This is a genomic window from Variovorax pasteuri (assembly GCF_051216435.1).
GTDB lineage: Bacteria > Pseudomonadota > Gammaproteobacteria > Burkholderiales > Burkholderiaceae_C > Variovorax.
Window position 1 is genome coordinate 444,110 of sequence record NZ_JBPJZS010000003.1, and the last position, 23,056, is coordinate 467,165.

General features: G+C 68.7%; 21 protein-coding genes. 4 read left to right on the forward strand and 17 right to left on the reverse strand.

Annotated features, from left to right (window positions below; translation table 11 throughout):
• Positions 1-38 precede the first annotated feature (38 nt).
• From ACSFBM_RS15680 to ACSFBM_RS15690, 3 genes are read right to left on the reverse strand one after another with little or no spacing between them, the layout of a single operon-like run.
• Positions 39-728 carry a response regulator gene (locus ACSFBM_RS15680; RefSeq protein ID WP_435437157.1) on the reverse strand — a complete coding sequence of 230 codons (690 nt, stop codon included), beginning with the start codon at positions 726-728 and terminating at the stop codon, positions 39-41.
• 4 nt (positions 729-732) lie between these two features.
• Complete coding sequence (locus tag ACSFBM_RS15685) at positions 733-1,506, reverse strand: nuclease-related domain-containing protein (protein WP_435485149.1); 774 nt, start codon at positions 1,504-1,506, stop codon at positions 733-735.
• An 18-nt stretch (positions 1,507-1,524) separates the two neighbouring features.
• On the reverse strand, positions 1,525-2,571 hold the full coding sequence (locus ACSFBM_RS15690) for a hypothetical protein (protein WP_435485150.1): 1,047 nt from the start codon (positions 2,569-2,571) through the stop codon (positions 1,525-1,527).
• A 230-nt stretch (positions 2,572-2,801) separates the two neighbouring features.
• Here ACSFBM_RS15690 and ACSFBM_RS15695 point away from each other — a divergent pair, with 230 nt between their 5' ends.
• Positions 2,802-3,959, forward strand: coding sequence for a porin (locus ACSFBM_RS15695; protein ID WP_435485151.1), 1,158 nt, complete (start codon positions 2,802-2,804; stop codon positions 3,957-3,959).
• Positions 3,960-4,101: 142 nt separating this feature from the next.
• Complete coding sequence (locus tag ACSFBM_RS15700) at positions 4,102-6,234, forward strand: type IV pilus secretin PilQ (RefSeq protein WP_435485152.1); 2,133 nt, start codon at positions 4,102-4,104, stop codon at positions 6,232-6,234.
• Between the two features lie 258 nt (positions 6,235-6,492).
• Here ACSFBM_RS15700 and ACSFBM_RS15705 read toward each other — a convergent pair whose 3' ends face one another.
• The 7 genes from ACSFBM_RS15705 to ACSFBM_RS15735 all read right to left on the reverse strand — a co-directional run bounded on the left by ACSFBM_RS15705 (position 6,493) and on the right by ACSFBM_RS15735 (position 15,970).
• Entirely contained in the window at positions 6,493-10,266 is a 3,774-nt protein-coding gene (locus tag ACSFBM_RS15705) for a pilus assembly protein (RefSeq protein WP_435485153.1), read from the reverse strand.
• A 23-nt stretch (positions 10,267-10,289) separates the two neighbouring features.
• A complete protein-coding gene (locus ACSFBM_RS15710) occupies positions 10,290-10,943 on the reverse strand; it encodes a pilus assembly PilX family protein (RefSeq protein WP_435485154.1) in 654 nt (217 codons plus the stop codon).
• Complete coding sequence (locus ACSFBM_RS15715; RefSeq protein WP_435485155.1) at positions 10,940-12,124, reverse strand: PilW family protein; 1,185 nt, start codon at positions 12,122-12,124, stop codon at positions 10,940-10,942. Before ACSFBM_RS15715 ends, ACSFBM_RS15710 begins: the two co-directional genes overlap by 4 nt.
• A gap of 5 nt (positions 12,125-12,129) precedes the next feature.
• Entirely contained in the window at positions 12,130-12,555 is a 426-nt protein-coding gene (locus tag ACSFBM_RS15720) for a type IV pilus modification PilV family protein (RefSeq protein ID WP_435485156.1), read from the reverse strand.
• 2 nt (positions 12,556-12,557) lie between these two features.
• Positions 12,558-13,160, reverse strand: coding sequence for a GspH/FimT family pseudopilin (locus ACSFBM_RS15725; RefSeq protein ID WP_435485157.1), 603 nt, complete (start codon positions 13,158-13,160; stop codon positions 12,558-12,560).
• Entirely contained in the window at positions 13,154-13,624 is a 471-nt protein-coding gene (locus tag ACSFBM_RS15730) for a type IV pilin protein (protein WP_435485158.1), read from the reverse strand. The genes ACSFBM_RS15725 and ACSFBM_RS15730 overlap by 7 nt, the downstream gene beginning before the upstream one ends.
• A gap of 171 nt (positions 13,625-13,795) precedes the next feature.
• On the reverse strand, positions 13,796-15,970 hold the full coding sequence (locus ACSFBM_RS15735) for an ATP-binding protein (protein WP_435485159.1): 2,175 nt from the start codon (positions 15,968-15,970) through the stop codon (positions 13,796-13,798).
• A gap of 158 nt (positions 15,971-16,128) precedes the next feature.
• On the opposite strand from ACSFBM_RS15735, the gene ACSFBM_RS15740 reads away from it, so the two are divergent.
• On the forward strand, positions 16,129-16,899 hold the full coding sequence (locus tag ACSFBM_RS15740) for a response regulator (RefSeq protein ID WP_435485270.1): 771 nt from the start codon (positions 16,129-16,131) through the stop codon (positions 16,897-16,899).
• Between the two features lie 108 nt (positions 16,900-17,007).
• Entirely contained in the window at positions 17,008-17,205 is a 198-nt protein-coding gene (locus tag ACSFBM_RS15745; RefSeq protein WP_435437169.1) for a hypothetical protein, read from the forward strand.
• Here ACSFBM_RS15745 and ACSFBM_RS15750 read toward each other — a convergent pair.
• From ACSFBM_RS15750 to tam, 7 genes are all read right to left on the reverse strand, one after another.
• Positions 17,150-17,827 (reverse strand): LuxR C-terminal-related transcriptional regulator, encoded by a 678-nt coding sequence (locus tag ACSFBM_RS15750; RefSeq protein ID WP_435485160.1) that lies wholly within the window; start codon positions 17,825-17,827, stop codon positions 17,150-17,152. The two genes, ACSFBM_RS15745 and ACSFBM_RS15750, sit on opposite strands and share 56 nt — an antisense overlap.
• Positions 17,828-17,838: 11 nt before the next feature.
• Positions 17,839-18,243, reverse strand: a complete 405-nt coding sequence (locus ACSFBM_RS15755; RefSeq protein ID WP_435485161.1) for a hypothetical protein — start codon at positions 18,241-18,243, stop codon at positions 17,839-17,841.
• Between the two features lie 73 nt (positions 18,244-18,316).
• A complete protein-coding gene (locus tag ACSFBM_RS15760; RefSeq protein WP_435485162.1) occupies positions 18,317-18,691 on the reverse strand; it encodes a hypothetical protein in 375 nt (124 codons plus the stop codon).
• A 6-nt stretch (positions 18,692-18,697) separates the two neighbouring features.
• Positions 18,698-20,917, reverse strand: coding sequence for a TonB-dependent siderophore receptor (locus ACSFBM_RS15765; protein WP_435485163.1), 2,220 nt, complete (start codon positions 20,915-20,917; stop codon positions 18,698-18,700).
• A gap of 52 nt (positions 20,918-20,969) precedes the next feature.
• Positions 20,970-21,242 (reverse strand): hypothetical protein, encoded by a 273-nt coding sequence (locus ACSFBM_RS15770; RefSeq protein ID WP_435437174.1) that lies wholly within the window; start codon positions 21,240-21,242, stop codon positions 20,970-20,972.
• Positions 21,243-21,333: 91 nt separating this feature from the next.
• Positions 21,334-22,134 (reverse strand): fumarylacetoacetate hydrolase family protein, encoded by an 801-nt coding sequence (locus ACSFBM_RS15775; protein WP_435485164.1) that lies wholly within the window; start codon positions 22,132-22,134, stop codon positions 21,334-21,336.
• A gap of 144 nt (positions 22,135-22,278) precedes the next feature.
• The gene (gene tam, locus ACSFBM_RS15780; RefSeq protein WP_435485165.1) at positions 22,279-23,046 is read right to left on the reverse strand and encodes a trans-aconitate 2-methyltransferase; all 768 of its coding nucleotides are present in this window, start codon (positions 23,044-23,046) and stop codon (positions 22,279-22,281) included.
• Positions 23,047-23,056 lie beyond the last annotated feature (10 nt).

Sequence of the window (23,056 nt, forward strand, 5' to 3'; positions counted from 1 at the left end):
GAGCGATGAAAAGAGGTTTCCGGGGAATCCGGCGCAGCTCAGGCGTCCTGCCGGCCCTGCGATTCCCAGGCAAAGCCCACGCCGTAGACCGAGCGGATCCAGTCGTGCGCCGCCGACACGGTGGCGAGCTTCTTGCGCAGGTTCTTGATGTGCGTGTCGACCACGCGCTCGTTCACGTCGAGCGCTTCGGGGAACGCCGCCTCCAGCAGCTTGGAGCGCGTGAGCACGCGCCCGGGCTCCTGCGACAGCGCGCGCAGCAGCAGCGACTCGCGCCGCGTCAGCGGCAGGTAGTGCCCGTCGAGAATCGCGCAGCCGCGCACCGCCCCGAAGGTGATCGGCACCTGCGGGCGCGTCACGCGCTGCCGCTGTGCATAGCGGCGCAGCACCACGTGGATGCGCACCGCCACTTCCTTCGGGGAGAAGGGTTTGCACACGTAGTCGTCCGCGCCCAGTTCGAAGCCGCGCAGCCGGTCGGACTCGCTGGTTCGCGCCGTCAGCATGATGACCGGATGGTCGCTGCGCGCGCGCACCTTCTCCAGGATCTGCAGGCCGCTGACATGCGGCAGCGCCACGTCGAGCAGGGTGAGCGCCGGCGGCGCGGTCAGCATGCGATGCAGCGCGACCGCGCCGTCCTCGATGTGTTCGATCTCATGACCGGCCTGGTGCAGTTCTTCGTGCAGCACCGAGGCGGCTTCGTACCCCTCCTCCACCAACAGGATCCGGCTCATCGTGTCATTGCAGATTCAGCACGCCCGGGTGCGCGGGGCGGACCTGCACGCGCGCGCCGGACGCGCTTTTCTCGCGGCTGTTGCGCATGTGGTCTTCGAGCGTCAGGTCGCCCTGCAGGTCGTCCAGCAGCTGCCGCGTGCGGTCGATGGCTGCGTCGTCCAGCAGCGCATAGCCTTGCTCGGCGCGCCCGTTGTTGCGCGCCACGCGTGCGATGTAGGGCAGGTCCTGCGGCGTGATCACGACGGTGGGCATCACGCCTTGAAGCTCGACGCCCTCGAACGGGAGCAGCACGAAGTACTGCACGCGCAGGTCGGGCGGCAGCAGGCTGCGCAGGTGCGTGGTCTTGCGCCCGCACTGCCAGGCGGGGTCTTTCACCTCGCGCGCCAGCGAATGGTCGTGCTGGCGCAGGAACCAGCGCGGCAGCGCCTGGCCCGAGGTCTTGCGGTACACCACCGCGTTGCGCCAGCCCTTCACTTCGAACAGGTACACGCCGGCCTCGCACACCAGCGCCACGTCGAAGCGCGCGGTGGGCACGGCGCTGCCTTCGTACATGGGAATGACAAGGTCCTGCAGCACGTGCATTCGCCCGAACGCGGGCTGGAACGCGCTGGCAAGTTGCTGGATGCCCAGCCTGGTCGCGGTGGTGTCCGACTGCTCGCCGTCCAGCGAATGCGCGCGGCGCGCGGGCGCGGCGGCGTTCGGCTTCGGGTGGGCGTGCGGCTGGCCGGGCAGCGTGAGCACGGTGCGGGCGGGGGCTTTATGCAAGGCAGTGGTCATGGAGGGCTCCTTCGAACTTCAAGGATTGCGCAACTTTCGGGAGACTTTGTGCAGAAACGGCATTTGCATGGCTTGCGGGCGCGTCATGGCATCGATCGACGTGTGGTCGCCGATGCTTCCCATGAACACGACCCACGCCATGGCCAGTTCGCCGTTGGCGGCGGCCAGCACATGCAGGTCGAGCAGCAGGCTCTGGAAGTCCTCCATGAGCTGCACCTCGGAGATCTCGCCGCGGTCGCGGCGCGTCTTCGACGATTCGAAATCGGCCCGGGCGTCGGCGACGCGCGCGTATGCGGTGTTCGCAATGTCGCTCTGCATCTGCAGGTGCTGCAGCGCTGCGGCGACCTGGTCGCGCGCCTGCATCACCGCGCGGGCGTAGAGCGGCTTGCCGGGCACGTCGATGGCCGGCGCTTCGTCCGTCGCGTCGATGGTGCCGGCGGGCATCGCACCGGGGTCCGTGTCGTAGAGCGCGGCGGCCAGGTGGATGTCGTTGCGGTTGGCCAGCACGGCCATCGGCAGCGCGCGCGGCACCTCGGCCGAGAAGCGGGGCAGCGACTTGTCCTGCAGCGCGTCGGCGAGCAGCGCGGTCAGCGCGGCTTCCGACATGCGGCACTGGGCCGCCAGATAAGAGATGTAGCTTGTGCGTTGCGTCTTCAGCTTGTCGATGGTCCTGTCCGCGCCGGCCTGCCGCGCCGCGAGCTGCTTCGCAAAGTCGTCGTACGGCAATGCGCTGCCCCGGATGAGCGCGGACTGCCGCACGACGGCCGCGCGCGTGTTCTCCAGGTAGACGAGTTCGAGCGTCTTCACCTTGAGCGCGATGTAGGCCGCTGCCACACCCGATTCGTTGGTGCCGTGCGCTGCGGCCATCAGCCGGTTCAGCGTCGCGTCCTCGAAGCCGTTCCACCAAGGCTGCGCGACCGCTTGTGTCTTCGCGCGCACGGCGTGGTCGACGAACATGCCTGTCGCCAGCACCGAGGTGGTGTGAACCATCGCGATGCTCGTGCTGGCGCATGCGACGGCCATTGCACCGCACACCGCGGCCATGAGGGTTCGTGAGCGCTTCACCTGTGAGTTTCCAGCGTTGTCATGCGTGGATCTTTTCAGGCGAATTGGGAGAAATTTGAAGGGCCGCGAAATGAGTGCGGCGCGTGTGCGCACAAAGTCGTGACGCGCGCGCACAACACTCCAGGCCGCAGAAAACCGATCTACCAAATTCCTCCGGAATTGAACGAAACCATGCGTACAGCCGGTCGATACCGAGCGGCCGCATCAGACCTGAAACTGGAGAAACCTGAATGAAGAAAACCCTCACGGCATTCGCTGCCCTGGCCGTCTGTGGCCTGGCCTCTGCCCAATCGTCCGTCACGCTGTTCGGTGTCGTCGACGCCGGCGTGACCTACCAGTCGGCCACCGCGCGCGACTCGCTCACGGGCGCCTCGGTCAAGCAAAGCAAGACCAGCCTGGCCAACTCCGGCTACAACTCCAGCCGCATCGGCTTCCGGGGCACCGAAGACCTGGGCGGCGGGCTGGCTGCGAGCTTCTGGCTCGAAGCGCCCATCACCAACGACGACGGCGCCACCGGCATCTCCACCTTCGCGCGGCGCTCCACCGTGAGCCTGTCGGGTGGCTTCGGCGAGCTGCGCCTGGGCCGCGACTACACGCCCACGTTCTGGAACGACACCGTGTTCGACCCGTTCGGCACCAACGGCTCGGGCACCAACGTGATCAGCACCGTCAGCGGCAACAGCACCATCAACAACGCCAACTACGTGCGCGCGAGCAACTCGGTGGGCTACTTCCTGCCGCCGAACCTGGGCGGCTTCTACGGCCAGCTGCAGTACAGCTTCCACGAGAACACCAGCACCGACGCCACCAGCACCACGGCCGCGAGCAGCAGCAGCGCGGGCCGCTACGTGGGCGGGCGCTTCGGCTATGCCAACGGCCCGCTGGACGTGGCCCTGGGCGTGGGCCAGAGCGTGGTGGTGGACACCGCCACGCTGGAGCGCAAGGTGCAGACCATCAACCTGGGCGCGTCGTACGACTTCGGCCCGGTGAAGCTGTTCGGCGAGCTGTCGAACGTGCAGAACAAGTTCGACACGGCGCTGAGCAACACGCACGACACCTACAACGGCTACCTGATCGGTGCGACCGTGCCGGTGGGTGCGGGCCTGATCCGCGCGTCGTACTCGGTGGTTCGCTACAACGAGGGTGCGGCCGGCATCACGGGCGAAGACCCGCGCGCGCAGAAGCTGGCCATCGGCTACGTGCACAACCTGTCCAAGCGCACGGCGCTGTACGCCACGGTGGCGCGGGTGAACAACCGCAACGACGCCAACTACACCGGCAGCCTGGTCTCGGCGAGCACGACGGGCTACGGCAGCGCGGGCGTGGGCTTCTCGGGCGTGCCGCGTTCTTCGACCGGCTACGACTTCGGCATTCGCCACGCGTTCTGACGACGTGATGCGGCAGCGCGGCTGAGGGGCCGCGCTGCCGGCCCGCCGTTGCGCGTTGCGCGGCGGCGGGCGGTTCGCGCTGCGCTCATGAGGGAGCCCCAGGCAGCGAGGAGGTGAAGACGCAGTTTCCAAGGCAGGTCCCATGAAAAAACAGACATTCGCGTTCGTGCGCTGGTTGCGCGCGTGCGTTCTTTTGCTTGCTGCCGTCGGACCGCTCGCAGCGGTGCAGGCGCAGGCGCAATCGCAATCGCAATCTCAAGTTCAGACACAGAACCGCATCGAATCGGTCACCGGCTCCGTGCAGTCCGGCACCGAGGTGCTGCGCATCGATTTCTCCGAGCCGCTGGCCGCCGTGCCCGCCGGCTTCGCCATCCAGTCGCCCGCGCGCATCGCGCTCGACTTTCCCGGCATGGGCAGCAGCATGGGCCGCGCGGCCGTCGAGCTGAACCAGGGCAACCTGCGCTCCGTCAACGTGGTGCAGGCGGGCGAGCGCACGCGCCTCGTCATGAACCTGAAGCAGCCCACCGCCTACAAGGCCGAAGTGCGCGGCAAGTCGCTGCTGGTGTCGCTGCAGCCGGCCGCAGGCGCCGCGCTGGCGGGTTCCTTGCCGTTCGAGTTCGCGGAGAACCGCAGCCGCGACATGCTGCCGCTGCGCGACGTCGACTTCCGCATGGGCACCGACGGCGCCGGCCGCGTGATCGTCACGCTGCCCAACGACCAGGTCGGCGTGGACATCCGCCAGCAGGGCAAGGGGCTCGTGGTCGAGTTCACGAAGTCCTCGCTGCCCGAGGGCCTCAACCGCCGGCTCGACGTGGCCGACTTCGGCACGCCCGTGCAGACGGTGGCGCTGCAGCAGGCCGGCGACCGCGTGCGCATGGTGATCGAGCCGCGCGGCGAATGGGAGCACAGCGCCTACCAGAGCAACAGCCAGTTCGTGGTGGAGGTGCGCCCGCGCAAGGACAACCCCAACAAGCTCGCGCAAGGCACGGGCTACAGCGGCGAGAAGCTGTCGCTGAACTTCCAGAACATCGAGATCCGCTCGCTGCTGCAGGTGATTGCGGACTTCACCAACTTCAACATCGTCACGTCCGATTCCGTCAGCGGCACGCTCACGCTGCGGCTGAAGGACGTGCCATGGGACCAGGCGCTGGACATCATCCTGGAGGCGAAGAACCTCGGCATGCGCAAGAACGGCAGCGTGCTGCGCATCGCGCCGGAGGACGAGCTCAACGCCAAGGAGAAGCTCAGATTCGAATCGCAGGCGGCAATCCAGAGCCTGGAGCCTGTGCAGACCCGGTCCTTCCAGCTCAACTATGCCAAGGCTCCCGCAATCGCCCAGAGCCTGACAGGCACCGGCTCGTCCGGCGGCGGATCCGGCGGATCGACGAGCCGCATCCTGAGCGGGCGCGGCAGCGTGATTGCCGAGCCGCGCACCAACCAGCTTTTCGTTTCGGACATTCCGTCGCGTCTGGTGCAGGTGGCGGAGCTGATCCAGAAGCTGGACGTTTCCGTGCGCCAGGTGCTGATCGAGGCCCGGATCGTCGAGGCATCGGACACCTTCAGCAAGTCGCTGGGCGTCAAGCTGGGCGGCTCGTCCAAGGGCAGCAACAGTTCGATAGGGACACAGGCGACCACGTCGAGCGACGGGACGACCTCCTTCTCGGGAAACTCGACCAGCAACTTCGTCAACCTGCCCGCCAGCAGCTCGAGCGGATCGAGCGTCGGTACCTTCGCGGTGTCGTTGTACAACTCCAGCATGTCGAAGATTCTCAACCTGGAGATCTCCGCGCTGGAGGACGAAGGCAAGGGCAAGGTCGTGGCCAGTCCCCGTGTGGTGACCGCGGACCAGACCAAGGCCCTGATCGAGCAGGGTACGGAGCTGCCTTACCAGTCGGCAACATCCAGCGGCGCCACCTCGGTGTCGTTCCGCAAGGCGAACCTGAAGCTCGAAGTCACGCCGCAGATCACGCCGGAAGGCAACATCATCCTGACGCTCGATGTGAACAAGGATTCGGTCGGGCAGTCCACGAGCGCGGGCTATGCGATCAACACGAAGCACATCCAGACGGAGGTGCTGATCGAGAACGGCGGGACGGTCGTGATCGGCGGGATCTTCGAGCTGACGGACAACTTCGATGAGTCGCGTGTTCCGGTGCTGGGCGAAATCCCGGTGTTGGGGGCGTTGTTCCGCTCGCGCAGCCGTACCCTCAACAAGACCGAATTGCTCGTCTTCATCACGCCGAAGATGATCACCGATCGCACCGCGCTGCGCTGAACACGGCAAGATGGTCGGTGCGCTGCCCGGCACCTGCAGCCCGATCGACAACAAGACGGAATGCCGATCCTCGTCACCCCGAAGATCATTTCGGATCGCTGACGACCACATGATCGAGCAAGCGCGCCGCGTCGGCCAGGCGCTCGCAGACGCGGTGCGCAAGGATCCTTCCAGCGTCCGCTGACTGTTGCGGCCGTCTGTAGCCCCAGGCGCCGCCCTCGCAGGCGATGCGGGAGATACCCTGGGGCGCCTGCCCCCTTACTGCACCACCGGAACCTCGCGCCAGTTGAGCAGCCGCAGGCTCTGGCTGGGCGAGAGCGCCACTTTCAGGTTCGTGATCGCGCCGGTGGTGCCGCCCACCGACAGCGTGGTGCCGCCCTGGGTGCTGCTGGTGAATCGCAGGTCCGTCACCGCGTACGACTCGGCGATGTAGGCGGCGCTGTTTTCCAGTGCCGACTGTCCGGTGCCGAAGTTGATGGCGTAGACCCGGCTGGTGCCGGAGGGGCTGCACGCATCGGAGGTGGTGAGCGTCGAGGCGAAGGCGACCACGCCGCTGGTGGTGGTCGCGCTGGTGATCATGCGCCACGCGATGCCGCTGCTGCTGTCGGTGCCAAGATCGACGTACCAGCCCATCGAGGTGCTGCCGAAACTGGCAGCGCTGGTCAGGTCGGTCAGCGCGGTGAGGTTGCTGCGCGCGAGCGGAAAGCTCACCCCGCTGGGCAGCGAGGAGGATGTGTTAAAGGCCGAGTTCGTGCCGTCGATCAGCGCATAGAAGTCTTGCGCCGCCGTGGAGCCTACGTCGCTGGAGGACAGCAGCTTGCCGGTGCCCAGCAGCACGTAGCGCTTCTTCGTGCTGGGTTGCACCTCGATCAGTGGCTGGGTGGTGACTGGCTGTGCGTTGCCGCTGGCGTCGGTCAGGTTGGCCAGCAGCAGGGGTGCGGTGTAGGCCGAGGTGCCGGTGACGTCGAAGCGCCAGACCTGTCCGCTGAGGTCGCCTGCGTAGATGGCGTCGGCGGTGCCGTCGGTGAAGTCGCGCACATAGGCCGCGGCATGCGTGAGCCCGGCGGCGGCGCTGCCGGTCCTGAGCTTTTCCAGCAGCGCGCCGGTCTTGGGGTTGACGAGGTAGACGTAGCCGTAGCCGTCGCTGTTGTTGTAGCCCGAGGTGAGCACGACCACCCAGCCGTACTTCGCGGTCTTGACCACCGTCGGTTCGCCGAAGCTGTAGCCCATGGTCGGGTCCGTGAACTCCCACAGCACCTTGCCCGCCACCACCGATTCGGAGCTCATGCCGGCCGGGTTGGTGACGTCGATCGCGTAGAAGCTCTTGCCGCCCTTGCCGAGCCCGCCGATCAGCACCGTGCGCCAGTCGGAGGTGGAGGCTGAAGCCGTGGTGAGCGAGCCGCCCGCGTAGTTGAAATCGATGTCGAAGGCCAGCGGCGTCGCGTCCACGTAGTAGCGGTGGCTGTAGTTGGGGTTGCCCAGCGCCGTGAGGCCGTCGGAGGCGGAGGTGTTGGGCGTGCCGCCCGGCCCCTGGAACAGCGCGCTGGGCACGTAGGCGAAGATTTCGCTGCCTGCGCCGGTGCCCGACAGCGTGCCGTTGAAGGCATGCAGCATGCCGTCGTTGGCGCCCACGTAGACCACGGTGGGCCGGCTTGCCCAGGTGGTCTTGAAGGCGGCATAGCCGGGGTTGATCGAATCGGAATAGGTCTGGCTCGGCGCGGCCACCGGCGTGACCTTGGAGCCCACGATGTCGCCCAGCAGCACCGAGCGCGCGCGATAGGCCTGGCTGCTGCCGCTGGTGGTGGAGCCAGATTCCTGCGTCTGGTCGCCGCGCAGGTAGTTCAGGTAGTCCGAGCCGTCGCTGCCGCGGTAGGACGTGACCAGCGCTGCCTTCTGGCTGGTGGTGAGGCTCGCGTAGCGGAAGGGCTGGCCGCTGCTGCCGTCCCATGTGGCCACGCGGCGCGACGTGCTCCAGCCGGTGCCGGCGAGCTGCGTGGCGAGCGTGGCGGTGGAGGTCCACATCACGGTCGAGGAGGTGGTGAGGTCGCTGGCGATGGTGACGCTGCTGGCGGTCAGCACGCCGCTCCAGGTCTTGGAGGCGTACTGCGCGGCATACGAGGCACTGCCCGAATCGCTCACCTGCGCGGACGACAGCGAGAGCGAGGTGGTGTAGGCGCTGACGGCCGTGGCGATGGCCGAGAAGGCCTTGGTGAGCCCGGTGACCATCTGGCTCGCGTTGCCGGCCAGGAAGTAGTTGTCGGGCCTGTACTCGGTGGCGGTTCCCATCGTGATGGTCTCGCTGCTGCTGTTCCACCAGCTCTGCGTGAGCGCAGTCGTGGTCTGGCTGGGGTCGTAGCCCGAGGGCACGGTGAAGCCGCCGTACTTGGCCGCGAGCCAGTAGGGGTTCTTGTCGGCCGCCGTCTGGTATTCCATCACGTCCATCCAGTAGGTGGAGATGGTCTGCGTGCCCGCCAGGTCGGAGCGGATGTCGTTGGTGTGCGCGCCATACGCGAGACCGGCCATGTAGTAGGTGGCGTAGGAGCTGTTCCACCAGGCGTCGACCTTGGAGCTCAGTCCTTCGAGCGTGAGCAGGTTGTTGGTGTAGGTGCGCGCCTGGTTGAGCGTGTCGCTGCCGACGGCCGCGGGCTTGGTGCGCGTGCCGGTCAGGGTGCCGCCGCCCACGTTGTAGTCGTAGTGCGTGTTGGTGTCGCCGATGCCCAGGATGAAGTTCTTCTGGCACGCGTACAGGACCGGGTCCGTCCACGTGGTGACGGCCGGGAAGCCGTCGAGCAGCGTGGTCCGCGTGGCGGACGAGGAGGTGGTGGCCGGCGTGATGTAGCTGGTCCACGTCGACACGTTGCCCAGGTTCTCGAAGTAGCGCACCGCCGCGTAGTAGAGCTCGCTGACGTTGTCGTACGTCATGTACGACGAGGCGGCGGTGCCGAACTTGTTCAGGTAGTTCACCACGCCGCTGTTGCCGATGGTGATGCCGCTGGCGCTGGTGGTGGCGGCAGCGGTGGCCGAATCGGGGTTGGTCACCATGATGCCGGTGGTCGAGCTCCATTCGGCCTTGCTGTTGGTGGTGACGGTGCTCGACAGCGGCGTGGGATAGGTCGGCCCGATGAAGCCCATCGGTGCGCGCAGCACCGCCCCCTGGTTGGTGGCGCCGCTGCCGTTCAGGTAGGAGAAGGCGCTGTAGCGGATCTTGTTGGCGTAGCTCTGCATCAGTCCTTCGGGCTTGTACTGGCCGTTCGGGTACAGCACGCAGTTGGACTCCACGCCGCCCGAGGAACTGCTCGGGTCGCAGACCAGTACGCGGACATACACGCGGTAGGTGGTGGACGCGGTGTTCGTGGTGCTGGCGCTTTTCCAGTCGGTGCCGCTCGTGCTCGTGCTGCTGTAGCCCGAGCCGGTACCGGAGAACACCATCGTGTTGCCGCGTGTCCAGATGCTGGTGTTGAACGAGGTCCAGCCCAGCGGCGTCACCGAGGAGATCAGCGAGGAGGCCAGGTTGTGGCCGGTCGACGTCGCCTGGCCGGTACCGCGCAGCGGGAAATTGCTCTGCGAGCCCTGGCTCGATCCCCAGGCCTTTTCAAGGATGGTCTGGGTCGTGGTGTCCACGCTGCGGTAGCCGCCGGTGAGCGCCCATCGGAACGGGTCGATGGTCTGCATCGTCGCCCAGTTCATGAAGTTGCCGCTCCACTTGCCCGAGCAGCTGTGCAGGTTGGTGCCCGTTGCCAGGCCCGCCGGCTGGAAGAAGCTGCTCGCCGGCGTGGTGGCGTTCAGCGTGTACGTGTAGCACTTGAGCGGATCGAAGTAGCCCAGGTAGGTCGAGCTGTCCGCGTAGTTGCCGAGGTTGGCCACGCTGATGGCGGTCGGGTACTCGACCGACAGCGTGAGCGCCAGGTTGCCCGGCACGTCCGCGCTGGCGAAGACGGGCTGGTCGGCCAGCGTCACGGCGGACGAAGAGGCCGCGCCCAGCAGCAGTGCGGCGGCGGTCAGTGCGAGAGAAATGACGCGGAGGCAATTCATCGGGTTCATCGGGTTCATCGGAATCACTCGGGCCGGGTCAATGAAGTCTGGAGAAACACCTGCGTCGAGCGCGCACCGGTGACGCGCACGCTCAGCCGGTAGACCGGCGAGATGCTCGACGCCGGCCGCTGGCTGGCCGGCAGCTGGCTGCTGCCGCCGGTGACGTCGCTGCTCGAAGGTGAATAGACGCAGTTGCTCGTCGTCGCCGTGCCGGTCGTGCGGCACAGGCGGTCGATGACGTAGCGGATCGTGATGTCCGAGGTCGCGCCCGGCAGGTCCGAAGCAGTCGGGCTGAAGGTGGCGCCGGTGAAGTCGGCGCCGCTCGGCGAGCTGCCGGTGGCCAGCAGCACGAGCGGAATGCCCTGGTCGTTGGCGACGAGTTCGACGGCGCTGTAGTTGGCCGTGGGAACGCTGGCCGCGGCGAGCGTGGCCGTCTTCAGCGCGCCGCTCTTGAAGGCGGTCATCACGTTGGAGGCGGCCTGCTCGCCCTGGCTGGCAAGGTCGCGCCGGAACGCGAGATTGCCGGCGCTCGCCAGCGAGGTGTGTGTGGAGCGCATGACGGCCACGCCGCCGATCAGCAGAATGACCAGCACGATCAGGCAGAACAGCAGCACGACGCCGCGCTGGCGCCGGGCGCGTCGTGCGTGCGAGGCGCGAAGAAAGGAATCAGGTGTCATGACGTGGGCAGCAGCAGCACGTTGCGAAGGGGAATCGTCGATTCGACGACGCGGTGGCGGAAGTGCTGTTCGCTGGTGCTGAAGCTGATCGTCTGCTGCAGCGAGGTGGCGAGGTCCTTGAACAGCGTGAGCGAGGCGGGCGACGGCAGCTCGCCGTTGGCGTTTTCCTTCTCGTAGTTCGCGCTGCGCAACACCAGCGCGACGCGCACGGCCACCACCTGGCGCGCCTTGGCCGGCGTGGCCATCAGCGTGGCGATGTCGTAGCCGGCGGCGCCCGGGTCCACCCAGGTGTCGAGCACGCCGTCGGCGTTGGTGTCCAGGCCGTACAGCGCATGCATCTCGGCCACGCCGTCGGCGATGGCCTGCGAGGCGTCGGTGCCGTTGCTCATCAGCAGGTCGTAGCTGTAGAGCGTGTTGTTGCTGCCCACGCCGAACATCTGGAACTGCGTGTTGCCCGCGTTGACGTTGCCCAGCGGCGTGAAGTAGGCGCTGCCGCTGGCCGCCAGCGTGGCCAGGCTGGTCGCCGAACCCGACGCGGTGTAGTAGGTGCCGCCCAGCGGCAGCGCGTCGTTGCCGCTGGTGTCGGCAAAGGCCGTGCTGGCGTGCACCTGCTCCAGCAGGCAGTCGGTGGTGCCGTTGGCGCTGACCAGCCCGAGGTCGCCCTCGGCCAGGCCCGTGGTGCTGTCCAGGCGCAGGATGTTGCTCGACTTGCCGCTCGAAAGAATGAGCCGCGGCACATCGCCCGATGAGGCGGTGCCGCCCATCACCACCAGCACGTCGGAGCCGGCGTCGGACTGGCTCTTGCCGATCAGCACCGGTGCCACGCGCAGGTTGGCGCTGCCGCTTGCGCCGCCGAGAAAGGCGGTGGCAAAGGGTGCGGGGAAGGCCGTGCTGCGCGGCAGGTTGGGCGTGCCCGGCAGCGTGGCGTTCAGCCGGCAGCCGAAGGCGCCCGCGAGGCTCCACGACTGCGTGAAGCCCGAGCCGGCGCCGCGCACCGCACGGTCGAGCACGTAGGCGGCGTAGGCGCCGGTCTGGCCCATGTCGTTGGTGGCGGTGGTGGTGCGCTTGCTCGACTCGCTGAAGATCAGCAGGCTGGTGACGGCCAGCGTCACCACCAGGCCGATGATGACTGCCACCATCAGTTCGATGAGCGTGACGCCGCGCTGATGCACATGCCTCATGTGCGTCATGGCAGCACCACCCGCGTGACGAGCTGGCTGGCGGCGTTGGACGCCGTGGACACGCGCGTCACGGCGCGCCAGGCAATCACGATGTCCGCGGCATTGGCCGTGCCCGCGCTGTTGGTTGCGCCCGAGACGGGTGTCACCGCGAGCGTGGCGTTGGGCAGGCCGCCGTTGCCGAGGTCGCTCACGCGCGCCTGCCACGAGGTGGTGTCGACCGAGATGGAATTCTTCAGCCACATCGTGCTGGCGATCTCGTTGGCGAGCAGCGCGGCGCGGTTACGGTCTTCGGCGTCGACGGAAATGGTGAGCGCGCGCGCCAGCATGCCCGCCATGCCGAGCAGGCCGAAGGAGAAGATCAGCAGCGACACGAGCACCTCGATCAGCGCGAAGCCCCTTGACTGCGTGCGGCGTCGGGTTGGCGTCTTCATGTTCAGCCCGGGCAGCCGTCGGGCGCGCTGGACGACAAGGTCCTGGCCGGGTCGCACATGTGCACCTGTCCGCCCAGGCTCACGACCACGCGCAGCGGGCGGTCGGCCGAAGTCATCGTGATGTTGTAGGTGGGCGCCGAGCTCAGGCTGCAGGTGGCGCCCGTGATGCCCGTGCTGCTGTTGCTCACCAGCCGCCCCAGCGGGTTGAAGCAGATAGCGGCGGGCCCGGCGATGCTCACCCCGGCGCCGGCGACCGTCAGCACGCCGGCTTCGACGAAGGTGGCGACGCCGGCCGTGTCGAGCGTCGGCGAGGCGACGAAGTTGATCGACCAGTGGGTGCCGTTGGCCACGGCGGTCAGGCTGGTCTTCGGCGCGGTGTCGTTGGTCAGCGAGAACACGGCCGTGCGGCTGCGGCGCACGGCCTCGGCCTGCGCCTGGCGCAAGCCGTTCTGCAGCGCGTCGCTCACGGTGCGCACCCGGGTGTTGGCGATCCACGCGAAGAACGAGGGCATGGCCAGTGCCGTGAGGACGACCATCACCACCAGCGTCACGCAGAGCTCGATGAGCGTGAAGCCGGCCGACGACATGGCGCGTTTCATCAGCATGCCCCTCGCCTGGACACCCAGTCGCTGCTGCAGGTGGTCCAGCCCGCGGGCACGCCCACCGTCGCACGATTGTTGGACTGGTCGACGGTGAAGATGAAACCCGCGGTGCTGCCGCTGCCCGTGGCCACCAGCGTGTAGCCGCTGGCGGTCGCCGCGCCATAGGTGCCGTCGCACGACAGCGTGAAGGTGCCGACCATGCGCAGCGTGGAGGACACCAGGCAGGGCGAGGTGAAGCTGCCCGTGGACAGGTAGGTGCGGTTGTCCTGGAAGTAGCGCTCCATGTTGGCGCGCATCATCGACAGGCCGTTGGTGGCATCGACGATGCGCCCGCGCATCACGTAGTCGTTGTACGAGGGGTACGCGATGGCGGCGAGGATGGCGACGATGGCCACGGTCACCATGAGCTCGATCAGTGTGAAGCCGCGCACGCGCGGCCGGCGGGGCCTCTTCTGCAGCCTTGGCATGGGTGTTCTTCTCCTCGTGTGTCGGAAACAATCAGAAACTTCCGAGGGCGGAGTCGACCATGCAAAGTGGGAGGAATCTTGCGCGCGCGTTGCCGGATGTGCACGGCGGCGCAGGCCGCATGCGGCATGCCGCGGGCCGTCGCGCGGCAAGCCATCGCGGCGGCGCAAGTCTCAGGGTGTGACGGCGGTCTGCAGCGAAGGGCGTTTCGCTTCGGCGCCGAGCGCCAGCGGCACGCGCACCTGCGCAAGGAGTCCGTGCGGGCCGGACTTCAGCACCACGTCGCCGCCGTGCGCGCGCACGATCGAGCGGCACACGGCCAGGCCAAGGCCGCTGCCTGCCGCACGCGAGGCACGCGCCTGCGGCGAGCGATAGAAGGGCTTGAACACCCGTTCCAGTTCGTCGGCGGGCAACCCCGGTCCGCGGTCGCTGATCTCGGCCACGGCATCGGCGCCGTCCGTGAACAGCCGCACCCGCGCCTGGCGGCCGTACTTGACGGCGTTCTCGATCAGGTTGTCGAGCACGCGGCGCATGCCCATGGTGTCGACCTCCACCTGCGCGGGTTCCGTGCGCAGCAGGCGCACGTCCTTGCCGACGAACACGGCCTGCTCGACCACGTCCTCGACCAGGCTCGACAGGTCCATGCGCTCGCGCGCGCTGACCACCGAGGCATCGCGGATGAAGCTGAGCACGGAGCCGATCATCCGCTCCATCTCCTCGACGTCCTCCAGCATGCCCGCGCGCACGTCGTCGGGAACGTCCTCGATGCGAAAGCGCAGCCGCGTGAGGGGCGTGCGCAGGTCGTGGCTGATGGCCCCGATCATCACCGTGCGGTCGTCCACGAAGCTGCGCAGCCGCGCCTGCATGCGGTTGAAGGCCTGCGCGGCGCGCCCGATCTCGGCGGGGCCCTCCAGCGCCAGGACTGGCGCCGACGGGTCGCGGCCCAGCTGGTCGGCGGCGCGCGCGAAGCCGGTGATGGGGCGCACCAGCCGGCGCGAGAACAGCCAGCCCGCGGGGGCCACGATGGCCGCAGCCATCAGGAACCACAGCAGCACGCGCCGCTGCCACGCGTTGGGGAAGGACTCGGGCACCGGTTGCACCACCACCCAGCTGCCTTCGCGCGTGTAGACGGCGGCGATGAAGTCGCCTTCGACGAAGGGCGCGGGCGCGAGGCCGAAGAGGCCGCGTGCGGCGGGGCGTTCGACCTCGGCCGTGGTGTCGGTGGACGGCGGCGTGCGCGGGGTGTCGGTGCTGCGGGCCGGGCGCGGCGTCTGTGCGTCGGCGCGAGGCGCGGGCACGGGTGCAGCCGCAGAAGGGGTGGTGGCGGGTGCGCGTGCCGCGGGCTCTGTGCGCTGGGAGGGCGCGGCGGGCGTGCGTGTCGCGGGCGCCTCTACCGTGGCCGGCGCCTTGCGGGGCTCGGGCCTTTCGAGGACAGGGGGGAGCTCCTGCATCGAAGGTATGGAAGGCATCGAGGGCATGGGCTGCATCACGGGCCCCGGGGGCTGGCCCGGCGGCAAGGAGGGTGCCGCAAGCCCCGCGAGGCCTGGAGGGGCCGGCATGCCCGGCATGGCGCCCGTCGAAGGGACGGGCCCGGCGGGCGTCCCCAGGGTGGCGGGTGCGGCGGGCATGCCGGGCGATCCCACGGCGTTCGGTGTCGCAAGCGTGGGTGCCGGCGCACTCGCGGGCGCACCTCCGGATGCAGGGCCCGGCGCAAAGGGAGTGACCGGCGCATTGCCGCTCGCAGCGGAACCGGGGACCCCGCCGGGCGGCGACGGCTGCGGGAAGCCGCCCCCATTGCTACCCATGCCGCGGCCGATGCCGAAGCCACCGTTCGGGCCGCCCATGCCCCCGGGGGGCATGGGCAAAGAAGGCATCGCAGGGGGGCCGCCCGCCTGTACCCGCAGGAAGCCCCCGCTCGTGAATGCGGCGGCGACCGGGTGCGGGCTTGCCTGCGGTGCACCCCCTGCATCCGCCACCGGCCCCGTGGTGCCCGCGAACGGCAGCGGGGTGAAGAAGTACAGCCGCACCTCGTTCTCGTCGCGCTCCATCAGTTGCGCCAGGTCGCGCCGCGAGCGTTCGGAGGTCAGCCAGCCTTGCCCCTTGGGTTCGGGTGCGCGCGCTTGCAGCGAGCGCAGCAGCAGGCTCGCGTTGCGGCCTTCCGCGGTGCGGCCCGAGAGCACGCGCGCGATGTCGCCCAGCTCCCACTGGCGCTGCGGTTCGGGTGGCAGCAGCATGGTCAGAGCCAGCGTCACGCCCTGCGCCACCACCAGACCGCCGAGCAGCAGGGCCATGATCTGCAGGGCCAGCGGGGGGCCGGGCCAGCGGCGCGCGGTACCTTGGGGATTCATGGGTCGATGCTGGCACGGACGGGAAGCGATGTCACGGCCCAGTCTGGGGAGCGCATGTTGCCGCGCGATTTCAGCGCATTGCAATGCATTGCATCTTGCGCGGCCCTTCGAGCGGCCGCGGCATGCGGCCTATGATCCGCTACCCGATCCGCCGTAACGTGAACCTGTCCACCCGCATCCTCATCGTCGACGACGACGCCGGCATCCGCAGCCTGGTGGCGTCCTTCCTGGAAAAGCACGGCTTCCAGGTCGACGCGGCCGGCCATCCCGCCGAGATGCGCGAGCGGCTCGCGCAGGCCGATTACGCACTCATCGTGCTCGACGTCATGATGCCCGGCGAAGACGGCCTGAGTGCATTGCGCGAGCTGCAGCGCATCGGCGGGCCGCCCGTGATCATGCTGTCGGCCGTGGGCACGGACATCGACCGCATCGTGGGCCTGGAGATCGGTGCCGAAGACTACCTGGCCAAGCCCTGCAATCCGCGCGAGCTGCTGGCGCGCATTCGCACGGTGCTGCGGCGCACGGCCGGCGCCGGCTCCGCGGCCCGGCCTGCCGCGCAGGCCGTTGCGCTTACGCAGCCCGCGACAGCCGATGCCCCTGCCGCCTTGCTGTACTTCGCGGGCTGGCGCATCGACCTCGAAGCCCGCTCGCTGCACGACCCGCAGGACCAGCCCGTGGACCTGTCCGACGGCGAGTTCCGCCTGCTGCGCGCGCTGGTGCAGCACCCGCGGCGCGTGCTCACGCGCGACCAGCTGGTGGCGTACGCGCTGGGCGCGCAAAGCGATTCGTACGACCGCGCCATCGACGTGCAGATCAGCCGCCTGCGCCGCAAGCTGGCGGCGGGCGAGGTGCGGGCCGACCTGATTCGCACCGTGCGCAACGAGGGCTACATGTTCGTGCCCGCGGTCACGCGCACGCGCGATGCCTGAGCCTTCGCGGCCGGCCCCGCGCGGCGGGCTCGCTGCAACACGCTGAAATCTGCGGGCAATGCGCGGGCCGCAAGCTGGAGGCTTCGCATTCATCATCTCTATAGCCTCATGACATTCCTCGACTGGCTGTGGGACTGGCGCACCCTGATCGCGCTGGCCGTTGGCGACGCCGTGCTGCTGGCGCTGTTCTTCGCCTGGGATGCGAAGCACCTGGCGTTGCTGACCGTCCTGACGCGGCAGCCGCAGCCCCTCAGCCCAGAAGGCCGTGGCGCGTTGCCTCCAGGATGGCCTGGGTCCGGGACCTGACGTCCAGCTTGCGGTAGGTGTTCTTCGCGTGGAAATCGACGGTGTGGATCGACAGCGAAAGCGTGTGCGCGATCTGCCGGTTGCTCAGGCCTCCCGCGACCAGCCGCAGGAACTGCAGTTCGCGCGGCTTCAGCGCGCACTGCGCCGCCGGCGGCTGCGGCAGGCCCGCCTCGGGCTGCAGCGATGCGGCCAGCATGCCCAGCACGCGGCGCGCCACGCGTGAGTCGAGCGCGGCGCCATCGCTCTGCAGGGCCCGCAGCGCATAGGCCATCTCGGCGTCTTCGGCCTCGCTCAGCAGGTAGCCCGTGGCACCCGAGGCGAAGGCGCGCAGCACCAGGTCGTGGTTGTCCATGCGCGACATCGCGACGACCTGCGCGCGAGGTTGCGCGGCGCGCACCTGCGCAATCAGCCGCGCGCCGTCGCCGTGCGGGTGAAGCTGCATGTCGACCAGCACCAGGTCGAACCGGACGATGGCCAGCAGGCCGTCGGCTTGCGCGCGCGTGGGTGCCAGCAGCACCTGCCGGCCCGGCGCCAGCGCGCCGAGGATGCGCCGCATGCGGCTCGCGACCGCGGGGTCGCTTTCCACCACCAGGGCGCTGGAGAAGGGCTCGGGCCTGAACACGGGCGAGGCGCTCAGGGCACCGTCTTCGGATGCGCGAAGCGGCCGGCCTTGTGCTTGCGCCTGCAGGCGCCGCTGTGCGCGTTGGCGGGTGTTGCATCGGCGCTCGAGTCGGTGATCGGCGCGAGGGTCGACTGGCTGTAGTCGCCGCCGCCGGTTTCATGCGCCGCGCAGGTGTCGCTGCCGGCCACGAAGACGCCCAGCGCGAGCGCCCCGAACGCCAGCAGGCCTGCAAGGCCGGGCATCCATGCGGTCTTGCGCGGGCGGCGGGGGGCGGCGTGCGCGGGCTTGGGCTGGTGCCATTGCGCCGGCAAGGGAAGCCTCGGGTGCTGGCCTTTGGCCGGACCCGCCGCCAGCAGATCGTTGAAGCGCAGCGCCTGCGAGACGCCGTGGGTGTTGCGATGCCAAGGGCTTTTCATGCGCAGATGGTGAACTTCAAAACGGGATAAAAATTGGACGTCGGCCGCGACGCGCCGCTAGCGGCCCTTGCAGTCACCTGCCGCCCAGCAGCAGGCCCAGTCCAGTGGCGCGCAGTGCCGCCGCGAGAGGGTCGATGAAGAAGCTGCCGACATAGCTGGACGACGTGGGAAAGGCCTCCGCGCGCGGGACCACGGGTGCCGACGGCGGCGCCGGCGCCGGCTGCCGCGCAGTCTCGGCGGGAGCGCCGCCCAGGCATGCGCCGGGCGGGTCCGCGGTGATCGTCATGTACTCGGCCCCCTCGAACGCGCAGACCTGCACGTACTTGCCGCCCGGAAGCCAGGTGCTCGACACCACGCGGGCCTGCGCTGCGGCATTCGACATGCCGCACGCCAGGCACAGGCACAGCGCGCCGGCGGCCGTTGTCGTTCGATGGAGCAGCGATGTCATGGGCGGCTAGAAATCGAGCTTGGCGCTCAGGCTGAAGGTGCGCGGATCGCCGGGCTTGATGTAGCTGTCGTACTGGTACTCCCAGTAGCGCCGGTTCGCCACGTTGTTGATGGCCGCGCGGAAGGTGGTGGGGCGTCCGCCGATGCGCGTGATGTAGCTCGCGCCGATGTTGGCGACGGTGTAGCCCGGCAGGCTCAGCTGGTTCGACGCGTCGAGCATGGTGCCGCCCGTGTACTTCAGGTCGGCCGACAGCCTCAGGCCCGGCACCTGCGCCACGTCGTAGGCCACCTGCGCGGTCGCCACCATCTTCGGCGCACCGGCCACGCGGTTGCCGACGTAGCTGCTGCCGCGCTGGTACGAACTGTCCAGCAGCATCAGGTTGGCGCCGACCTGCCATTGCGAGCCCAGCCGCGTGGAGGCGCCGAGCTCCAGGCCCTGGTAGATCGACTGGCCGTCCTGCACCAGCACGTTGGCGCTGTTGGCGTACTCCGCGCCGCGCTCGATGCGGAACAGCGCGGCCGTGGCGCTCCAGCGTTCGCGCTGGGTCTTCAGGCCCAGCTCGTACTGGCGGCTCTTCAGCGGCTTGAACAGTTCACCGTCGTTGGCGTAGAGGTGGCTCACCGTGCTGCCCGGCTCCAGCGACTCGACGTAGCTGGTGTACAGCGTGGTGTCCGGTGCGGGCTTGAACATCAGCGCCAGCGTGGGCGTGAGCACGCCGCTCCTTCGGTAGCCGGAGTTCTGCAGGCCGGCGATGTCGTAGCCGTTCTGCTCGGAGGTGGTGCTGCGCAGTCCTGCCAGCACCGACCATCGGTCGGACAGCTTCAGCGTGTCGCTCGCGAACACCGCGCGCTGCGTGATGTCGCTGCTGCGGTAGGGCAGGAAGGCCGTGGTGCTGCCGTAGGCGTTGGTGTTCGGCGCGAAGATGCTGCCGGTGCCGATCAGCTGGTAGACGCTGTTGGCGCTGTAGGTGTTCACCTGCTTCTGCCACGACGCGCCCAGCGTCACCTGGTGCTCGAAGCCGCCGGTGCGCAGCCTGCCCGTGGCCGTGGCCTGCCACTGGTTGAAGCGGTGGGCTTCGGCGCCGTCGTAGCGGTAGTCGTCGTAGCCGCCGGCCGCGTCCTGCAGGTAGGCGATGCTCTCGTTGCGGCTGCGCGATGCGCTGCTGTGGCTGTAGCTGGTGGCGAGCGTCCAGTCGGGCGAGAGCTGGTACTGCAGGCCGGTGGCATACAGGTTGAAGTCGGTGGCCAGGTGCTGGCCCGCGCTCACCAGGTTCGCATTGTTCGCGCCGATGGTGGCGGGCAGGGCGGTGCCGGTGTAACTGCCGGTGTAGATCGATGGCGTCTGGCCGGTGGCGGTTCGCTTCTGGTAGAGCGAGTCGAAGGTCCAGGTGAGCTTGTCGGTGAGCCTGGCGTCCAGGCCGAGCGACACCGAGTTGCGGCGCACCTGGCCGTCGTTGTAGGTCTTGCCTTCCTCGTGCGTGGCGTTGAGCCGGTAGCCGAAGCGCTCGTCCGCGCCGAAGCGCCCGCCCAGGTCGACGTGCTCGCTCCAGATGCCGGCGGTCTTGTAGCCGACCTCGATGCTGCGCACCGGCGTGTCGCCCGGCTTCTTCGTCACGTAGTTGATGATGCCCCCGGGCGAACCGAAGCCGTACATGAAGCCCGAGGAGCCCTTGAGCAGTTCGATCTGCTCGAACTGCTCGTAGGGCAGCGTGATGGCGTAGCTCAGAAAGGGCTGGCCGTTGATGCGGTAGCCGTTCTGCCAGTCCAGCGGCAGGCCGCGCACCGTGATGTAGCTGGCCCAGCTGTTGTAGGCGCCGCTGTTGTCGGACACCGAGGCGTCCAGCGCGAACACGTCGCCGAGCTTGGACACCTGGCGCTCGGCCATGTCTTCGCTGCGCACCACGGTGGTGGAGAAGGGGGTTTCCAGCTGCGAGCGGGCGCCGAGCGCGCCGCTGCTCACCTTCGCGCGCAGGTGCTGGGGCGTGTCGTCCTGCGAGTCCGCCGTGACGGTCACCGTGGGCAGCGCGGTGCCTTCGGGAGCCTGCGCGTCCTGTGCCAGCGCACGGCCGCCTTGCGTGGCGGCCCACAACACCAGCAGCGTGGCGCGCGCTGGCGGGCCGAGCGCGGTGCGCTTGAATGAAGTGGACGGGGTGGCGGCGCTCGGGCGTCTTGGGTTCAACGGTGGCTCACTTGATGGATAAGAATGAATCTCATCTTCGTGGCGCATCTCGTAGAAATCTGGGAAGGTGGCCTTGCAACCCGGTGCGGTTTGGGGCCCTTCAGTGCCCGTTCCCCGGCGCAGGCGCCAGCCCGCGTTGCTTCAGGAAGTCGTACAGGCTGACGGCCAGCACCTGCGCGATGGGAATCGGCAGCGTGAGCCGCAGCACCGCGGCGCGGTTGACGGGGCAGTTGTCGGAGCTGTGGTCGACGCGGCTGGCATCCAGGGTGATGTGGACGCAGCCCGCGTTGACCCAGTAGCCCGAGACTTCGTCCGCGAACACCTGCGGGGCGTGCAGGTCGTCGACGTAAATGGCTTTGGGAGGCTGGGGCATGGCGGGGCTGGAAATGGCGAAGGCCCGATGATCGGCATCGATCTGGTAGAAAAAACGAGGGCCGCGCCGCCCGCCTGCGCGGCCCTTGCCTTCAGACGATGCGCACCGACAGTTCGGGCAGCCTGTCGATGTGGATCTGGATCAGGTCGCCACGCACCACCGGTCCCACGTTCTCGGGCGTGCCCGAGTAGATGATGTCGCCCGGCTGCAGCTCGAAGGCCTGCGACAGGCGGCTGATCTGCTCGGCCACCGACCAGATCATGTGTTTGAGCGTGGCGCTCTGCTTGGTCTGCCCGTTCACCTTGAGCCAGATCGCGCCGTCGGTGAAGTGCCCCACCTTTGCCACGGGGTGTATCGGCCCGATGGGTGCCGAGTGGTCGAAGCTCTTGCCGATTTCCCACGGCTTCTTCTGGTCGCCCATCTCGCGCTGCAGGTCGCGGCGCGTCATGTCCAGGCCCAGCGAATAGCCGTACACGTGGTCGAGCGCCGAGGCGGCCGGAATGTTGCGCCCGCCCTTGGCCAGCGCCACCACCAGTTCCACTTCGTAGTGGTAGTTCTTCGTGAGCGACGGGTAGGGGTGGTCGGCCACCACGCCGGGCGTCACGACCTGGATCGCATCGGCCGGCTTCTGGAAGAAGAAGGGCGGCTCGCGCGTCGGGTCGGAGCCCATCTCGCGCGCATGGGCCTCGTAGTTGCGGCCGATGCAATAGATGCGGCGCACCGGATAGACCTGCTCGCTGCCGACGATCGGAATGGTCGACACCGGAACGTCGAACGCCGTGGCCGGTGTGCCCGGCGCGCGGCCAGCGCCTGCAGGCGATGCACAACCGGCGATGGCACCGGTGGCCATGGCGGCGGATGCGGCCAGCAGGCCGCGACGAGAACTGGACATGAGGGTCTCCTTGGTTTTATGGAATGCGCGTGCCGTGCAGGCCACGGCCGGTTCATTCTGGGACGGCGCGCCGCCGAAGAACCGTGCGCATCTACGCAAAAACAGGACAGAACCCACCCCGGGCCTCGCCGGGCGCGGACCGTTTCAGCGGCTGGCGACGATGAACAGCCGCGGGAACGGCAGCAGCACGCTGCCGTCGGCCAGTGCCGGGTAGGCCTGCGCTATCGCCTCCTGGTAGCGCGCCAGGAACGCGGCCTGCTGCGCCGCATCGAGCAGCGCGAGGTAGGGCCGCAGCGCCGAGCCCTTGAACCACTCGACCACCGCCGCCGCGCCTGCCAGCGGGTGGTAGTAGGTGGTGCGCCACACGTCGACACGGCTGCAGTGCGGCCGAAGCATCGCGTAGTAGTCGATCGCGCCGTGCCGCGCGGGATGCCGCACGGTGCCGATGCGGTCCGCGAACGCCGGGGCGGCCGCCACCTCGCGTGCCAGCCGGTGCGCGGGCTCCTCGAGGTTGTCGGGCGTCTGGATGGCCAGGTGGCCGCCGGGCGCGAGCTGGCGGGCCAGTTGCGGGTAGAGCGTGGCGTGGTCCGGCAGCCATTGCAGCGACGCGTTCGCCAGGATCACGTCCATCGGCTGCGCGGCGCGCCATGCCGCGATGTCGGCCACGGCGAAGGGCACGTCGGGCATGCGCTTCTTCGCCGCTTCGATCATGTCGCCGGAGCTGTCGATGCCGCTCACCGCGGCTTGCGGAAAGCGCTGCGCCAGCACCTCGGTGGAGTTGCCCGGACCGCAGCCCAGGTCGATGGCGAAACGCACCGGGCGTTCGCTGTGCGGGACGGCGGCGACCAGGTCGCGGACCGGTCGTGTGCGTTCTTCTTCGAAGGCGCTGTATTGCTTGGCGGACCAGGTCATCGGGGTGTTC